This is a genomic window from Leptospirales bacterium, from assembly GCA_019694655.1.
Lineage (GTDB): Bacteria > Spirochaetota > Leptospiria > Leptospirales > Leptonemataceae > SSF53.
Map to the genome: position 1 here is coordinate 13,107 of JAIBBN010000019.1, position 15,617 is coordinate 28,723.

General features: G+C 59.8%; 21 protein-coding genes. 11 read left to right on the forward strand and 10 right to left on the reverse strand.

From position 1 onward, the window contains the following. Positions 1 to 8 precede the first annotated feature (8 nt). Positions 9 to 1,115, reverse strand: coding sequence for a hypothetical protein (locus K1X75_16700; protein ID MBX7059706.1), 1,107 nt, complete (start codon positions 1,113 to 1,115; stop codon positions 9 to 11). 202 nt (positions 1,116 to 1,317) lie between these two features. Here K1X75_16700 and rplU point away from each other — a divergent pair, with 202 nt between their 5' ends. The 5 genes from rplU (at position 1,318) to proB (ending at position 4,662) form a co-directional block, all read left to right on the forward strand. Next, positions 1,318 to 1,629, forward strand: a complete 312-nt coding sequence (gene rplU / locus K1X75_16705) for a 50S ribosomal protein L21 (GenBank protein MBX7059707.1) — start codon at positions 1,318 to 1,320, stop codon at positions 1,627 to 1,629. Beyond that, entirely contained in the window at positions 1,630 to 1,950 is a 321-nt protein-coding gene (locus K1X75_16710; protein MBX7059708.1) for a ribosomal-processing cysteine protease Prp, read from the forward strand. It begins immediately after the preceding gene. Between the two features lie 84 nt (positions 1,951 to 2,034). Further along, on the forward strand, positions 2,035 to 2,304 hold the full coding sequence (gene rpmA / locus K1X75_16715) for a 50S ribosomal protein L27 (protein MBX7059709.1): 270 nt from the start codon (positions 2,035 to 2,037) through the stop codon (positions 2,302 to 2,304). 74 nt (positions 2,305 to 2,378) lie between these two features. Next, positions 2,379 to 3,524 (forward strand): GTPase ObgE, encoded by a 1,146-nt coding sequence (gene obgE, locus K1X75_16720; GenBank protein ID MBX7059710.1) that lies wholly within the window; start codon positions 2,379 to 2,381, stop codon positions 3,522 to 3,524. Position 3,525: 1 nt separating this feature from the next. After that, positions 3,526 to 4,662, forward strand: coding sequence for a glutamate 5-kinase (gene proB / locus K1X75_16725; GenBank protein MBX7059711.1), 1,137 nt, complete (start codon positions 3,526 to 3,528; stop codon positions 4,660 to 4,662). Positions 4,663 to 4,673: 11 nt separating this feature from the next. On the opposite strand, the gene K1X75_16730 is transcribed toward proB, so the two are convergent. Next, positions 4,674 to 5,138, reverse strand: coding sequence for a DUF4234 domain-containing protein (locus tag K1X75_16730; protein MBX7059712.1), 465 nt, complete (start codon positions 5,136 to 5,138; stop codon positions 4,674 to 4,676). 119 nt (positions 5,139 to 5,257) lie between these two features. On the opposite strand from K1X75_16730, the gene K1X75_16735 reads away from it, so the two are divergent. Genes K1X75_16735 through rsfS form a run of 4 tightly spaced genes read left to right on the forward strand, consistent with a single transcriptional unit; the run spans position 5,258 to position 8,925 of the window. Then, a complete protein-coding gene (locus K1X75_16735; GenBank protein MBX7059713.1) occupies positions 5,258 to 6,568 on the forward strand; it encodes a glutamate-5-semialdehyde dehydrogenase in 1,311 nt (436 codons plus the stop codon). A gap of 23 nt (positions 6,569 to 6,591) precedes the next feature. Further along, positions 6,592 to 7,308: a nicotinate (nicotinamide) nucleotide adenylyltransferase gene (gene nadD, locus K1X75_16740; protein MBX7059714.1), complete on the forward strand. Its 717-nt coding sequence runs from the start codon at positions 6,592 to 6,594 to the stop codon at positions 7,306 to 7,308. Positions 7,309 to 7,356: 48 nt separating this feature from the next. Next, positions 7,357 to 8,493 (forward strand): LytR C-terminal domain-containing protein, encoded by a 1,137-nt coding sequence (locus K1X75_16745; protein ID MBX7059715.1) that lies wholly within the window; start codon positions 7,357 to 7,359, stop codon positions 8,491 to 8,493. Between the two features lie 6 nt (positions 8,494 to 8,499). Continuing rightward, positions 8,500 to 8,925: a ribosome silencing factor gene (rsfS, locus tag K1X75_16750; GenBank protein ID MBX7059716.1), complete on the forward strand. Its 426-nt coding sequence runs from the start codon at positions 8,500 to 8,502 to the stop codon at positions 8,923 to 8,925. A gap of 91 nt (positions 8,926 to 9,016) precedes the next feature. Here the strand turns inward: rsfS and K1X75_16755 are convergent, their stop codons facing one another. Continuing rightward, the gene (locus K1X75_16755; protein ID MBX7059717.1) at positions 9,017 to 9,475 is read right to left on the reverse strand and encodes a hypothetical protein; all 459 of its coding nucleotides are present in this window, start codon (positions 9,473 to 9,475) and stop codon (positions 9,017 to 9,019) included. Positions 9,476 to 9,623: 148 nt separating this feature from the next. On the opposite strand from K1X75_16755, the gene K1X75_16760 reads away from it, so the two are divergent. Then, on the forward strand, positions 9,624 to 10,676 hold the full coding sequence (locus K1X75_16760; protein ID MBX7059718.1) for an Mrp/NBP35 family ATP-binding protein: 1,053 nt from the start codon (positions 9,624 to 9,626) through the stop codon (positions 10,674 to 10,676). Positions 10,677 to 10,799: 123 nt separating this feature from the next. Here K1X75_16760 and K1X75_16765 read toward each other — a convergent pair whose 3' ends face one another. From K1X75_16765 to K1X75_16775, 3 genes are all read right to left on the reverse strand, one after another. Further along, positions 10,800 to 11,099: a flagellar biosynthesis anti-sigma factor FlgM gene (locus K1X75_16765; protein ID MBX7059719.1), complete on the reverse strand. Its 300-nt coding sequence runs from the start codon at positions 11,097 to 11,099 to the stop codon at positions 10,800 to 10,802. Positions 11,100 to 11,195: 96 nt separating this feature from the next. Further along, entirely contained in the window at positions 11,196 to 11,960 is a 765-nt protein-coding gene (rsmI, locus tag K1X75_16770) for a 16S rRNA (cytidine(1402)-2'-O)-methyltransferase (protein ID MBX7059720.1), read from the reverse strand. After that, positions 11,948 to 12,538, reverse strand: a complete 591-nt coding sequence (locus tag K1X75_16775; protein ID MBX7059721.1) for a hypothetical protein — start codon at positions 12,536 to 12,538, stop codon at positions 11,948 to 11,950. The genes rsmI and K1X75_16775 overlap by 13 nt, the downstream gene beginning before the upstream one ends. A 14-nt stretch (positions 12,539 to 12,552) precedes the next feature. Between K1X75_16775 and K1X75_16780 the strand changes: the two genes are divergently transcribed. After that, positions 12,553 to 13,245: a hypothetical protein gene (locus K1X75_16780; protein ID MBX7059722.1), complete on the forward strand. Its 693-nt coding sequence runs from the start codon at positions 12,553 to 12,555 to the stop codon at positions 13,243 to 13,245. A gap of 57 nt (positions 13,246 to 13,302) precedes the next feature. Here K1X75_16780 and K1X75_16785 read toward each other — a convergent pair whose 3' ends face one another. Genes K1X75_16785 through K1X75_16800 form a run of 4 tightly spaced genes read right to left on the reverse strand, consistent with a single transcriptional unit; the run spans position 13,303 to position 15,616 of the window. Next, the gene (locus tag K1X75_16785; GenBank protein ID MBX7059723.1) at positions 13,303 to 14,019 is read right to left on the reverse strand and encodes a methyltransferase domain-containing protein; all 717 of its coding nucleotides are present in this window, start codon (positions 14,017 to 14,019) and stop codon (positions 13,303 to 13,305) included. Position 14,020: 1 nt separating this feature from the next. Then, entirely contained in the window at positions 14,021 to 14,737 is a 717-nt protein-coding gene (locus tag K1X75_16790) for an SOS response-associated peptidase (protein MBX7059724.1), read from the reverse strand. Between the two features lie 9 nt (positions 14,738 to 14,746). Beyond that, on the reverse strand, positions 14,747 to 15,004 hold the full coding sequence (locus K1X75_16795; GenBank protein ID MBX7059725.1) for a zf-HC2 domain-containing protein: 258 nt from the start codon (positions 15,002 to 15,004) through the stop codon (positions 14,747 to 14,749). Between the two features lie 9 nt (positions 15,005 to 15,013). Beyond that, positions 15,014 to 15,616 carry an RNA polymerase sigma factor gene (locus K1X75_16800; protein MBX7059726.1) on the reverse strand — a complete coding sequence of 201 codons (603 nt, stop codon included), beginning with the start codon at positions 15,614 to 15,616 and terminating at the stop codon, positions 15,014 to 15,016. Position 15,617 lies beyond the last annotated feature (1 nt).

The window sequence follows — 15,617 nt, forward strand, 5'->3', positions numbered from 1 at the left end:
ACGCCCGGCTAAAATGCAGCGCCGACTGGAGGGTAGTCAAAGTCGGCTACACCGGCGGCGGTCATTCCGGTTTTAATTGGCGATCCGGAAACGGAGTATGAATAGACGACGTCCAGTCCGTCAGCTGCAATCAAGTATCGACTGTCGTTTGAAGGTAGCATGAAAGTGCGAAACGAAACAGCATTCCCTGCAGTTACAATTGTGGCTTGGGTTGCCAGTCCGGGGCCGCTCAAATTGAAAATTGCCAGGTCAGCGCTGAATCCAGCGTAGCCGCGGAGGCCGGAGGGCAGCACCGCAAGTGGTCCGCTCAGTGAGATCGAAGAAGACACAGACACTGGAGTCGCTCCCGAACTGAAGCAGACTGAATTGAGCGAAGAAACCCCTAACCGGAACGCATAGGCGCAGCCTTGCGGTTCGAGAAGGCTGATTGCAGTAGGCGTCAAAAACGCCGGCGATGCAATTAGCAAAGTAGAGGCGGACGGTAATCCGCCCGCGACGAAGCGAGTCAGAAATATTCCGGCATTTGAGCCATGAATGAGCTGGGAATCGTAATAAGGAAGCGTCTCGCCGCCTTGCATCTGTAAGACCTCGGGCGTATTGAATGATAATCGCAGGGTGATCAGCCCGCTACTTGCAATCGAGTAGCTTCTGAAAGCGCCTGTCGCCGAATTCAAAACGAGCGCTGCATTCTGAACAGGGTCGTAGGCCGCCGCAGTAAATCCGCCAAAGGTCGTCAGGTCGGCATAGCTTGCCAGCCGCAGGTCTCCGTTGCTGCCCTCAATCGCATACGTTTCCAGCGCAGAATTGGATATTGTAATCAGCAGCAGCCCATTGCGCTGAAAGCCCAGCGGTCGACGGCTTGGTACGAATCCTGAGCCAGAATAGCTCAAGCGGGAGAGGGCGCCGTTGCTACTGAGCGCCAGCGCGCCAATATCGCCAGTCGACGCCCGAACATACACATAGCGCGTTGGCGGCGTGAGCAGGCCGCTGGCCAGCAAGCCCTGCAGCAGGTTGATGCAATCGATGTCGCCGCAGTCGCCCTGCGCAGCATGGCAGGCCGGGAGAAGACCAAGGGACAGACAAGCTGCCAGCAGTTTATATTGAAGCGACTTCATCGATACGGGGCGCAGTATGTCATTGGTGAGCGCCAATCTTTCTACACGGCAGAGAATCTATTTTTTCACTGTTATTCGCGTTTGGCCGGCAAAGTTGACGGTCAAGGCTGCTTGACCGGCGGACGCCGGGCCGGAAGATGACCATTCGGCCGGAATTTTTCGGGCCGCCGTCAGGCGTTGGCCTCGCGGAAGAGAAAGGATTATGTACGCTTACATCAGACTTGGCGGCCATCAGCACCGTGTAGAAAAAGACATGATTCTCCTGGCTGAGCTCAGCGGGCAGGAGGCAGGGAAAGAATTTACCTGCAGCGATGTCCTGGTCGTAGGCGAGGGCGAGTCTGTAAAGGTGGGCAAGCCGACGGTAGCCGGGGCTCAAGTTCAGCTCAAGGTTCTGGAAATCATTCGCTCGCCAAAGGTCAGCGGAATGAAGTTCAAGCGTCGCAAGGGCTTTACCCGCCGTCTGGGCCACCGCCAGCAGCTGCAGAAGCTACAGGTCGTGGCCATCAAGGGCTGATTGATCGAGGTTTGCTTCCAGACCCATCAGGGGCGGGCGGTCGCGCTCAGTATGCGGGGCCATGCCGGTCTGGCGGCGGCAGGAAGCGATATCGTTTGCGCGGCAGCATCGGTCCTGGCTGACAATCTGGCGGCCGGCTTAGAGCGCCTCTGTGGCGTCCGGCTGGACAGGCAAGCGGCCAGCGGCTATCTGCAACTGCAGATTGCGCTGGAGGATAGTACGCCGGAAACGGAGTTGCTATTTGCTTCAGCTGCATTGGGTCTGCGCAGCGTGGCGGCTGAGCATCCGCTGAGGGTGCAGGTGAGAACCGAGGGCGATTGAAGTTGTTTTATTAAGAAGGCGATCAGACTGGTTCTCAGTCTGACGCAGGAAGCGCGCGGCAGGAGTCGCGGAGGAAGCAAGAAGATGGCGCACAAGAAGGGCGGCGGATCTACACGAAACGGACGCGATTCCAATCCCAAAATGCTGGGAGTGAAGCGTTATGGCGGGCAGCATGTACTGGCCGGCAATATCCTGGTGCGCCAGCGCGGAACCAGGATTCACGCCGGAAAGAACGTGGGCGTTGGCCGCGACCATACGCTGTTTGCGCTGGCTACCGGCGTGGTAAAGTTTGAGCACATCAATCGCAAGAAGAAGCAAGTCAGCATCATCCCGCAGGCTGCGTCCGCAAACTGATTTGCACCCTCGTTCCGGCGGCGCGCTCTCTGGGCCGCCGCCGCAAGCGAAGAGCCCGTAGCCTGGCGGGTTGAATGAAATTCGTAGACGAAATTGAAGTTCGCATCCGAGCCGGACACGGCGGGCCCGGTTGCGTTAGTTTTCTGCGCGAGAAGTACCGACCGCATGGCGGGCCTGACGGCGGCGACGGCGGGCGCGGCGGGGATTTCTATCTGCGCGCCGATCCCTCCCTGCAAAGTCTTGGCCATCTACGCCAGGCCCGGCTTTATCGCGCCGCGGACGGCGAAGCCGGATCCGGTCTGCAATGCAGCGGACCGGCCGGTCAGGACGCGGAACTGCGACTGCCTGTTGGCTCGGCGGTCTACGATGCCGAAAGCGGCGAGCTTCTGGCAGATCTGGATCGTAGCGAGATGCGCGTTCTGGCGGCGCGCGGCGGCAAAGGCGGCCTGGGCAACCAGCATTTTGCCAGCAGCGTCAATCAGGCCCCGGCCTACGCACAAAGCGGCCTGCCCGGCGAGGAACGTCGGCTGCTGTTGAAATTGAAACTACTGGCCGACGTTGGTCTGGTGGGGCTGCCCAACGCGGGGAAATCCACATTGCTGGCGGCAGTATCGCGAAGTCATCCAAAGATCGCCGACTACGCTTTCACCACGCTGATCCCCAATATCGGAGTGGTAGAGGGCGCCAATTTTCGTCGTTTGCTTCTGGCAGATATCCCGGGGATCATCGAGGGCGCCAGTCGCGGTCATGGCCTGGGGCTGTCTTTCTTGCGTCACATTGAGCGCGTGCGAGTGATCGTTTATTTGATCGATATTGCAAGTCTGGATCACGCCGCCGAAATTGAGCTGTTAAAAAACGAGCTGCGACAATACAGCGCGGAACTGCTCCATCGACCGGCGCTGGTCGTCCTGAATAAGTGCGATCTGGCGTCCTATGACCCGGCGTTTCTTGCAGAAATCAAGACACGAGTTTGCCGCGCCGAGCTCTGGTCGGACGCGGTGCAAGCAGTTCAGGCCATTGCAATTTCGGCGCTGGAGCGCCGCGGCGTTGAGGCGCTGATTGAGGCGCTTTTTGAACTCCTACCCGAATCAACGCTGGCGGAACAGGCGCTGCCCGGATCCTCGGCCCAGCAGGATGCGCCGCGGCAGCTTACGCCGGCTGAAGCCCCGGCCCTGCCTCTGCCGCACAATTCGCTGCTGGGCGAGGCGGAAGGGGAATAGTATGGATCGCTTTAGCTATCTGGAAAAACTCCGAATTCGTCGTCTGGTCATCAAGGTCGGAACTTCCAGCATAACCAGCGCCGCCGCGTCCGATGGCATCGACGCACAAATGATGGCATCGCTGGTCGAGGAGATTGCCTCGCTGCGGCAACAAGGTATTGAGGTCATTCTGGTTTCCAGCGGCGCGGTGGGCGCCGGCCGACGATTGATTGCAGAAAGTTTCCAGCGGCCGGCTCCGTCCAACCCGGGCATTGTTCGCCGTCAGGCGCTTTCAGCCATCGGACAGAGCCATCTGATGGCGCGCTATGGCGCCGCCTTTCAGCCGGCGGGCATTCCGGTTGCACAATTGTTGCTCACGGCGCGAGATTTTCGCGATCGCAGGGCCTATCTGAACATCGGTCACGCTATTGACGAATTGCAGAGCATGGGTGCGCTGCCGATTGTTAACGAGAACGACACCGTCTCCACCGACGAGCTGCAGTTTGGCGACAACGATATGCTTTCGGCGGCCGTGGCTGCGCTTTTCCGCGCCGATCTGCTGGTTATTTTGACTTCCGTAGAAGGCTTCTTGTTGGGCCAGACTCGCCTGCCAGAAATTACCAACTTCACGGCGCAAGTGCGGGCGGCGGCGGGCGGACCGGAAGGTCCCGGTCGCGGCGGTATGGAAACCAAGCTGCGCGCCGGGGAGCTCTGTCTGATGGCCGGCGCCGCGCTGGCTATCTTGCCGGCCCGGGCCCCGCGGCCGCTGAGCGCCTTGCTGCAGGGCCAGGACATTGGTACGCTGGTATATGGCGCGACGCCGGCGCGTCTGAGTGCGCGCAAGCGCTGGCTGTTGTTTGCACGCACCGAAGGCGCTGTCTGCATTGACGCCGGCGCTGAACAGGCCTTGCGCGAGCGCGGTTCTTCGCTGCTGGCCGCCGGCGTGCGCAGATTGCGCGGTCGATTTCTGGCCGGCGACCTGGTCGAAATGGAAAGCCTTTCTGGCGCCCCGCTGGGACGGGGCATCATCAACTACAGCTACCGCGAGGTAGGGGCCATGCTTGGGCTTTCTGGAAAAGAAATTCAAGCGCGCGGCCTCTTACAGCGCGCCGGGGAACTGATCCATCGTAACAACTTGATTCTAGAACGCCGCGATTGAAGCGCAGAGTTCTAGCGGCCCCAGGGATTGCTCCCGGCGGCGTCGCCGCCCTCGGCGGCCGTCTTCGCCGGAGGCGTCGACAAACCGGCAGCCTGCAAAGCGGCCGCAGCCTTGTTGATTTGATCCTGGTGGATGGCGCAGGAGATTACGCCGGTCAGATAACCCGTGACGATTCCAGCAACGTCGAGGATGACAACCGGGATGCGCGTGTCATTTTCCGGCATACTGGCGCGCTGCTGCATTTCGTTGAGCCGTTCTGAAATCGTATAGTCGACGTAGACGCTCCACAATCCGAAAGTGACGACGGTCAGTAGCAGATCCATCCAGTAGCCATTGCCGGTAGGAGTCCGCCCGCAGAGTTTGCCCAGGTCCTCGTAGGTTCGATAGTACCAGAAAAATAAATAGATCCCACAGGTCACTATAGAGAGTACTATTACAAAGACTGGGCTGGGGCGTTCCGTGGTCGAATCACTCATTGGCGGAAACCTCACAATGGCGGAGAGATGTTGAGAAAGGAATTGCCAGGCGTCGGGGTGGCAAGCGATTCTCGTTTGGCCATATAGACGTTCAAGCAGCGCGATTGTTCACAATGAGTATGACGGCGATCACACAAAATGCTACATCAGAAGCGGACGCTTCCGTCAGTCAATTTGCGCCCCAGGCCGAAACCATTGCTCGCGCCGCGCGTGGAGCATTTCGCCGTCTGCGGCAGGCTTCGCTGGCCATGCGCAATGACACGCTGCGGCGCCTGGCCGGGGCGCTGGTTTCGGCCGAGGGCCTCCAGAGCGTACTTGCCGCCAACCAAAGGGACCTGGCTCAGGCTGCCGCCGATCAGTTGCGCTCCAATCTTGTCGATCGCCTGAAGCTCAGCGAGTCGCGGCTGGCAGATATGGCGCGCTCGCTGGAGGAGATTGCCTCCTTTCCAGACCCGCTTGGCGAAGTGATCCTCGGTCGCACCCTGCCCAATGGCATCGAAATGCTGCAACGTCGTACGCCGCTGGGCGTTGTCTTTACCATCTTTGAATCGCGGCCCAATGTAACGATCGATATCGCCGCGCTATGCGTCAAAAGCGGCAATTGTGCAATTCTGCGCGGCGGCAAAGAGGCGATCCACAGCAATCGTGCGCTGGCAGCGCTCTTTGCGCAGGCGGCAAGCGATGCCGGGTTGCCGCCAGACTCGGTGCAGCTGGTTGACAATGTTGACCGCCACTTGATGCAGGCGCTACTGCTGCGCGATGATCTCATTGATCTGGCGGTGCCGCGCGGCGGGGAGCAGCTGATTCGCTTCGTTAACGCGCACACCAGGATCCCGGTGATCAAGCACGACCGGGGCGTTTGCAACCTGTACATCGACCAGAGCGCTGCGCCGGAGCAGGCGCTGGCCATTGCAATCAATTCCAAGCTGCAACGCAGCTCCGTTTGCAACGCCATCGAAAACCTGGTGATTCACAAGGATTACCCCTGGGCCCGCGAGCTTCTGGCGGGACTGGCCGCTGCCGGGGCTGTACTGCTGGGCTGTGCGCGAACGCGCGCGTTTTTTCCGGCGGCGACGCCAATTGAGGACGAAGACGCCGCTTACTCCGAGGAGTTCCTCGATGAGCGTCTTTCGGTTAAGATCGTCGATGGACAGGACGAAGCCATGGATTTCATATACCGCTACGGTAGCGGGCACAGCGAAGGCATTGTGGCGCGGGAGTCAGCGGCGATCGAGGCTTTTCAGAAGGCCTGTGATAGCGCTGCCGTCTTTGTAAATTGCAGCACGCGCTTCCATGATGGCGGACAGATGGGTTTTGGCGCTGAAGTGGGCATCTCGACCGGTCGTTTGCATGTTCGCGGACCAATGGGACTTCGCGATTTGACCACGACCAGCTACTTGATGCGCGGCGAGGGTCAAGTTCGCACTTGAGCAAACGGGGCGGAGGTACTTAGATGTTATTCTGGAAACGCATGCGCCGACCGCTGCGCAAGTATAAGCCTGTGGAACGGCTGCTTTTTGGCGGCTCCTTTGATCCGCCGCATCGCGGTCATCTGGCGATGGTGCGCTTTGCCTTGCAGCAAGGTCTGTGCGATGACCTGGACATCTGTCCGGCGGCCCTGTCGCCCTTTAAGACGCTCTCCCCGCCGGCCTCCGCTGCCGAGCGCAAACGCATGCTGGAGCTCGCCCTTGGCGATATTGCTCTGGAAATCGACGAGCATCGCGATCGCATCCGTATTCTGGACCTGGAACTGCAGCGTGGCGGCCCAAGCTTCACAGCACAGACCTTGCGCGATCTACGCCTGGAATTTCCAGATACGCGCATCGGCCTGTTGCTGGGCTCGGACTCTTTTCTGAGCCTGGAACGCTGGCGCAATTTCCAGGATATCCTGTTTCATCACACCTTGCTGGTTTTTCGTCGATCAGAGGATCGCCAGGAAATGTTGCAGAATACGGCGCGCCGTTTCAAGCACCAGTACAGCAACTGCGGACCAGAGATCCGGATCCTGGACAACCCGCTGGTTGAAGCGTCCAGCCGGGAAACCAGAGCGGCCCTGGCCGAGGGCCTGGAGTCGCCGGCCTTGAGCCGCATGTTGAGTCCGGCGGTATTGCAGCACATCCGGCAACAGGGTCTCTACCGAGCCGCCGCTGGCGACCGGCGCAGCGCCTGACATGCTGAAATCGGTTGGCCCTGGCGCCGGCAAGCCGAAGCTGGTCGCATGCCCCCGCAGCTAAAGCGCGCCTTGTGGATCGCAGGCATCGGGCTGGCTGTCTTCTTCGGCTTGATGGCTTACAATCGAGCCACATCGAACTCCATCGACCTCCGCCTGGGCGAAAGCGCGCCTTTTGCAGTACGCTTTGCAATCACGGAAGAGGATGGTTCGCTTCCGGTGGTAGGGCAGGCCGTTTTCTTTCCAACACGAAAGCGCCTGTTGCTCTACTTTGCCAACACCGATGCCCGCTTTGACGCCTCCGGCGATTTGCTGTCGTCCATGAGTCCTTCTGGCGCCGACCGTTTCTCCCAGTATACCGACCTTGGCAGCGAGTATCACCTTCATATTTCGCGGCCCCAGCTGGGCAGACTGCTCGATCTGGGCGAGGGCCTGTCGATGTTCCTGGAGGCGCCGCTGGTTTTCGAGAATGCGCGTTTTCAGTATCCCGATGGTCTGCGCATCATGCCAGGCGAGCAGGCCCTGGAATACGCGCTGGCGCGCAGGAAAATGGAGCGCGGCAGCGAGTACCTGTCCGGAGTGGAGCGCCTCTACCGCGTTGAGTCGTTGCTGCTAACGCTCTTCTGGAACGCAGCCGAATTTGCGCACAAACTGGACAGCGCTGCCGTCCAGCACAGCGCCGTTGGTTTGCTGGATACCAACATGAATCCAGAGGAGCTGGCCAGCCTCTTTGGCTATATCGTCGGGCGCAGCGAGCTCGAAATCAGTTGTCTTGAATTGCCGCTGGACTTCGTGCCAGGACCTGGCGGCGGGAAGTTGCTGGTAAAGGAGACGCGATCCAGAGTGCTCTTCAGTGAATTTGTAGAGAATCTGAATGCCGGGCGCTTGAATCAGGACACATTCCCTGTCGAGGTGCTCAATGGCACGGAGGTTGGCGGTCAGGCCCGTCGCGTGAAGCAATTCCTGCAGGATCGCGCCCTGCCAGTACTCAACGCCGGCAACTATCCGCTGAAGCCGCTTGCTTCCAGTTACATCGTCGATCGATCCGGCAATACCTACGCCCCTCGTCGGGTTCTAGAATTGACAGGGATGGATCGCACCCGAGTCGCCTTTGGGCGGGCCGCCGCAAATGTCAGCGTGTCCTTGTTGATTGGCGAGGACTTCAATCCTAAACACTTACATTAAATTACCATGCCGCGCAATCCCGAATCTCAAAAGCAAAAAGAAGCGAACGCTATCGATCAACAGTCGGCGGCGCTTGCCGCCCGCCGCAAACTGGCCATGGAGATTATCGATTTTCTGGACGAGAAGAAGGTCATGGACCTGCTCGCCATTGATCTGGAGGGAGTGAACCCCTACTTTGGCATCTTCTTAATTGGTACGGCAGGTTCTCAAGTTCAGCTCAAATCGCTGGTTCGCGAATTCAGTCGGCGATTTGCCGAGCAGATTCCGCGTGGAATGAACGTGCGTCCCGCCGATTTCGCCTCCGGCTGGGTGATCCTCGACTTGATTGACGTTGTCGTACATCTATTTCTGCCCGAACAACGCGAGTTCTACAATCTGGAACGCCTGTGGGGCGACGGCAAGACGCTGCGCGACGAGCGACGCCGCCTCTAAGAGCGCGTCCCCAAACCCCATCTGTGGAGTTTTGGGACCGGCTCTAATTCGCCGCAGGGACTTGCGGCAGGGACTTGCGGCAGGGACAGCGCTACTCTGCGCTAACAGCCTGCGTTGACCGTTGCCAGGGCGGCGCCAGAGGGTGAGTCGCGCTCAGTAGATTCCAAACCCCGGCCAGAGCTAGCAACAGCCCGATCCCGGAGACGATCCCAAGCGCAAACGCCCCCTCTCCGCCGGAGCTGCGAGCAGCTATGATCATTCCCAGAAGCCAGGCCGCGCCCAGCAGGCACAGGCCAAGCGCGTGCACAATAAGCAGAATCGCCCCTGGTCGGCGCTGGCGCAGAATGATGCCCAGCGTACCACACAACGCCAGTGCCAGCAGCACGCCCGAGGCGGCGGCAATTGCAGAGACGGGCGGTAAATTTTGCATCGCCGGCGAGGCGCCCTGGGCGCTGAGCAGGCGAGCCAGCAAGATGATCAGGGCAATGAGCGCCATAAGGCCGCTGCTGCCAGCGGTAATGCCAATACAGAGTTTCCAGGCGAGTCTCATCCGGCGATCAGGGTCCACAAGACACGGGAACGACGGTGCGCCGCGGCGGCCAGCGAAATGCGCCGCAGCTTCGCCGCAAAAGGAATAGCGGCCGTGGCCATAGAGGAAACTCTGGCCTCGAGCCGTTCCATGAGCGGTCAGTGCAACTATGATAACTGCAGAACTGGAGCGCGCCGTCCAGGCAGCGCTGGAAACGATCGAACACCCCGGCTATAAGCGCAGCCTTGCCGACCTTGGCATGTACGGCGGATTGAGCGCCGACGGCGAAAGCCTGCGCCTGCTGCTACGCAGCCCCGACGCTGATAAGAAAGCTCAGATTGCGCTTGAGGCGCAGGTGCGCAAGGCGCTTTCACCCGTGGAACTGCCGGCCAAGCTCAAGATCCGCTTTGAAGTTGATGAGAGCCTGAAGCCGGGAGACGATGGCAATCGAATCCGGGGCGTAAAGAACCTGATCGCGGTGGGCTCGGGCAAAGGCGGCGTTGGCAAGAGCACCGTTGCTGCCAATCTCGCGGCGGCCATGGCGCTGCGCGGCCTGCGCGTTGGTTTGATCGATGCGGACATCTATGGCCCGTCGCTGGGACGCATGTTTGGACTGCAGGGGAAGATTCCGCTGCATGGCGATGGGAAGAATCGTATCTTTCCGGTGGAAGCGCATGGCGTAAAGCTGGTCTCCTTCAGTTTCATGCTGGAGAATGATCAGGCTGTTATCTGGCGCGGTCCGATGCTGGGCAAGGCCGTGGAACAATTTCTGTTTCAGGTCAATTGGGGCGAGCTCGACTACCTGATCATAGATCTGCCGCCAGGAACGGGCGATGTGCAGCTTTCGCTGGCGCAACTGGTTGAGGTGGATGGCGCCGTGATTGTCACCACGCCTCAGAATGTGGCGCTGCAGGACGCCAGCCGCGCCATCCGTATGTTCATGGATGTTAAGATGCCGATTCTGGGCGTCATCGAGAATATGTCGGAGTTTATCTGTCCGGAATGCGGACATGTATCGCATATCTTTTCGCGCAATGGCGGCGAGTCTATAGCAGCGAAGTACAGCGCCCCCCTGCTGGGAAACATTCCAATTACAGAAGCAATCATGCAGTCCGGCGAAGAAGGCGTTCCGCTGGCGGCAGCGCTCAAAGAAGGTCCGATGGTAGAGGCCTACTTTCAAGTCATCGATCGTCTGGCCGTCGAAATTGAGAAGTACCGCTAGGTCTGCCCGGTAGCAGGGCCAGGCGCGCGAGGTCTATAAAAAAGAAAAGGGGCGCTGGTTTGCGCCCCTTGGTCTGCGAACTTCTTCGCCAATCACAGTTGAGAGATACGGAATCGCTGTGAATTAGCCGCGAAAGAAGACGCCAAGCAAAGATTCGGCCACGCGGTTGGCCTGCTCATCGCTTACTGCATCGTATTCGCCGCGAGCAACGCGCTCCTTGATGTCACGCAAGCGTTCGGCGCGATCCGGTTCTTCAGTTTGCAGCGCGGCTTTGGCAACCCGGGCTGCTTCCGCTGCGCGGGCGCCTTCGGCTGATATGGTTACAGCATCGCCGGCGCGCAAGGGGGTTTCGGCGCGAGCGGTCGGCTCGTTCTTTTTGGGTCCGTAGTTGGGACCGACGCCCCCGACTTTATCAATAATCATGACAGTGTACCTCTCCATTTGCATTATCGGCCGCCAGCAGAATCCACATAAATAATTTTCCGGAAAGCGCCAGGTCCCGGGGCCCCCGGCAACGTCTCATGGCAGATCCTGGCCGGAGGGCGGGGCAGCATCGCGGCTGCGCCCCGGCGGCCCTAAGAGGATCGTAAATTCGCCGCGAAGCTCAAGATTTGCCAGTAGCCTTTCCGGGGGCTGACCCGGCTGCCAGCGCCTTATGTCCTCGAAGCGCTTGGTCAGCTCCCGAAATACCAGTATTTCGCGCTCTGGCAGCAACTCCATCGACTCGCGCAATAAGGCCTGGACTCGATGGACGCTTTCGTAGAGGGCCAGGACGCCATCAAAGTCCCGCCACTGCTCCAGAAAGCGGCGGCGGGGGCCGCCCTTATGCGATAGGAAGCCAGTGAAGAGCGTTGGATTGGTTTGCCAACCGCTGGCCGAAAGCGCGGCGGTCAGGGCTGAGGGTCCCGGAATGGGTACAAGCGGACAATCGGGCAGCAGATCGCGGACCATGCGAACCAGGGAGGAACCGGGGTCGGAGAGGCCTGGCGTGCCGGCGTCGCTGACCAGGGCCAGGCGCTGTTGGGACTGCAGCGCGCGCAACGCGGCCTCGTTGTCTTCCTGCTGACGATGGACGCGATAGGACTTGAGCGGCGTTTTCAAGCCATAATGGTGCAGCAGACGCGAAGTCGTCCGCGTGTCCTCGGCCAGCAGCAAATCGACGCCGGCCAGCACGCGTAACGCGCGCAGGCTGATGTCCTCCAGATTGCCGATCGGCGTGGCGACGATGTAAAGGGCCGGCCCGGCCGGCAGCTCCGGATCAAGCGTAAGCGTCAGGGATTGCACGGAGTTCCCGAGGGACAGAGGGCCACATTGGCAGCGGCGCAGGCGCTGATCTCTGCGCCGGCAATCGATTCCAGGCCTTCGCGCGTATAAGCGCTCATCCGAAAATAGTAACGTTCGCAGGTAGCAAAGTACTCTGGCGAGGGCGGCGCCTTGAAGTAGTTCAAGCGCTGCGTGATGCGATTTGTGGTATCCGGCGGCTGGTCGGCGTGGTTGAAACTGGGGCGGACCCCTGAAGGCAAGTAGGGCTGACCGCTGACGCCGCCCAGAATGGCCTGGGCTGAGGTTGCGGTGTTGTTGATATACAGGTTGTAGCCAACAAATCCGCTTTCTTGATTTGTAAGGTAGTATTGTAAGTCGAAGCCGTACTGCAGCGGTTGGCCAATCGCTTGAATCTCGACGGCCTGCACGGAGACAATTGCCGGGGCGCCGATGGGCGTGAGCGCCACGTACAGAGGGTAGATGGCGTCATCGGCGTTCACGCCGCAGGCGGATAGACCCAGGGCCGCCGCCAGAATGGCCGCTTTTCTTGCCATCACGCGTTCCAGCTGGTAGCGTGGCAGGCGGCCCTTGCGGGTCAAGCAAAGCTCCAGCTATGAAATCCAACGCCCTGGTCTATCCCATTTATCTGGCATGCTGTGCGGCGCTGGCATTCTACTTTTTGTTTACATCGAGTCGGGAGTCGGCCGGACATTCGGATGCCGATCTGATTGGCGCAGTACTGGCCGGTCGGGCTGGCGCGGATTCTGGCGGCGAGGAGGACGGGCCCGAATCAATCTTCGATACCCCTTTCTATTCCAGCGCGCAACTCAGCCGTCCGATCGCCGAAGAGGAGGGCGAATTGCCCGACAATGGCGAGGAGCCGGAGATTCTGGATCCCGCAAATCCAGACAACCCGGTCAACCCGATGACCGGCCAGCGCTTTCCCGATTCAGCAATGCGCGTCTTCGATCGATTGCGCGATCGTTTCCCTACCAACAGTTTGCTGCCCAGACGACAGAGCGCCGCAGAACGCCAGGCCGAGGATACGGAGCGCTTGCGTGTCATGAGTCTTCAGTCCAGTATTGCTACAGGCCAGGCCTCCCGCGACCAGGTGAATGAATTCTATGACTTTCAAGCGAAGAGCTGGCGCGATCGTCTGGAACTGATTGAGTTTGTAGTTGGCGAGAAGGGCGACGCTATGTCGCCGGAAATTCGTCAGCAGTATGATCGCGTCAGAAGCATGAGCGACGAGCAGGTCAAGGCGCTTGAGGCGCAGCGTCAGGCTGCCCTTAGCAGAGCGCACTGAAAAAAGGTCAACTGTCGCTTGCCGCCGCTGCGATGGCCAGAGCTTTGCGTCCTCCGGCTAGGCGCCTGGCAGCAGCTGAAGTATGTTGGTTTCCCGGCTGGCGACGCCCTCAATGTCCTCGTAGGTTGGCGTTACGATGCGCGACATTTGGCGCACGCCGACAGCGGGAGCATAGCTTCGTCCCGGATCGGCAATTACGACTCTGGCGCCCTGATCGGCCGCCTGTTGCAGCATCTTCAGGCTGCGCTCAGCCAGCTTCTGTTCGTAAAGCATATCGCCCACAACAATCAAATCAAATTCAGCAAGCTCGCTGCTGCTGAGCGCAAAGGCATCCTGGATGCGAAATTGCGCCTCGCACTGGTTGACAGCCGCCATGGCGCGCGCCAGATCAACGGCATCTGCGTCCAGATCGATGCCAAGGGCGCGGGCGCCACAGAGCGAAGCCGCGATGGTTGCCAGACCATTGCCACAACCGATGTCCAGCAATCGCAGTTTCTTGTTCAGAAGTTTGCTTTCAAACAAATAGCGCGCCAGCGCGCGCGCCCCGGGCCATACCAGACACCAGAAGGGCGGCGGCGCGTGGGCCCCGCGCTCCGCTACGACTTGCTTCCAGATTTCGGAGAAATGGCGCGTATTGAAGGCCAGAATTGCGGGCGAGAGCGGGTCTGGCGCAAGTTCAGCATAGTCGCTCAAGAACCGACGCACCAGCGGCCGCTGTGCAGCTTGCAGGGCGCGATCCATGAGCGGATGCCGCTCGCCGCCAAGCCGCGCCATGCTAGTTCGCTTCCGACGCTGCGGCGTCGACTGGCGCAAGTACCGCGGCATCATCAAAGGACGCCTTGTTGATCAGACGACTGATTGCGCGAAATCGAAATCCATCTTCCAGCGCTGTCTGGGACAGGCTCGCAATTTCCGCTTCTGACTGCAAGGCAGGGTCCAGCCAGGCCGACCAGCTTTCCGGCGGCAATATCAAGGGCATACGCTCGTGGATCGACTGCATCGCTGTCGAAGCCGCTCTGGTGAGAATGGCGCAAGTGCCGCTTCCGGCTTGCTCATCGTTTTCCGGCGAAGGCGTCCACAGCGCTGCCAGGGCCATTGTGGCGCCGTCCTGGCGATCAATGTAGTACGGTTGCTTTGCGTTTTTGCCTGATTTGACTGGTCCCGACGCTGCGGTCTGCCATTCGTAAAAGCCGCTGGCCGGAATCAGCGCCCTGTGTCGCAAGAAGGCCTCGCGAAAGGAAGGTTTCTGGCTGGCTGTCTCCAATCGGGCATTGATCAGCCGCGCCGATTCGGCCCTATTTCGGGCCCAGGCCGGAATCAATCCCCAGAGCATCGAGCTTAAGATGCGTTTGCCGTCGGCTAAGGAACGGACCACGGCAATCTCTTGACCCGGCGCAATGTTGTAGCGCGGAATCAGATCCTCCAGCAGAGGCAAATCAAACTGACGGGCCAGCTGATCAGGCGAAAGGAGCAGTGCAAAGCGGCCGCACACAGTTCGACCTTAGAGACGGTCGCCGTCGGCGCTGCAGGAGCGCTCTGCTATGATCTGATTGAGGCGGGCCTGGACCTTCGGCGGGCAGGAGTAGCGGCGAACATGAGCAAGCAATTCTACGCTGCTCCGGAAGCTGGCAAAAAACTCGCGGCATTCAACGCAGTCTTCAAAATGCTTGAGCCACAGACGCTTGAGCTCCTGGTCGAGCTCGCCGTCCATATAATCCGTCATCAAGTCGACGAAGTGGTAGCAATCGATGGCTTCCATATACGTTGCTTATTGCTCTTCCCAGTAGTCGCTCAAGCGAGCGCGCAACATCAGACGCGCCCGATGCAGCCGGGTCTTTACGGCGCCGCCGTTGATCCCAAAAATCCCGGCAATTTCCTTAATCGGCAGCTCCTGAACTTCTTTCAAAATAAATAGCTCCCGATAGCCGTCTGGCAGCGATCCGATCGCTCGCTCCAGTCTTTCCTGCAGTTCTTCCAGCAATACCGGGTCGTCTTCCTTTCTGACGCTGAAGATCGTCGTCGGGTTTCGCTCCCAATCGCTGCGCGCCAGGATTTCTTCGTCAAAGGCGACAGAATTCTGGCCCTTCTTACGCAGCCGGCTCAGCGCTCCGTTGGAGGCAATGGCGTAGATCCAGGTCGATAGTCGCGAGCGACCTTCGAATCCGCCGATTTTGTCGAAGACGGCGAGAAAAGTTTCCTGGGTCAGTTCCTCGGCGTCATCAGGATTTCGCGTCAGCCGCAGGGTAAGGTTATAGATGCGATCGCGGTAGGCGTCGACAAGACGGCGAAAGGCGGCCTCTTCGCCCCGGCGCAGCTGCTCAAGAAATTCAGGGCTTTCGAGGTCCTGCAACGATGGCTGTGGCGCCTCCACG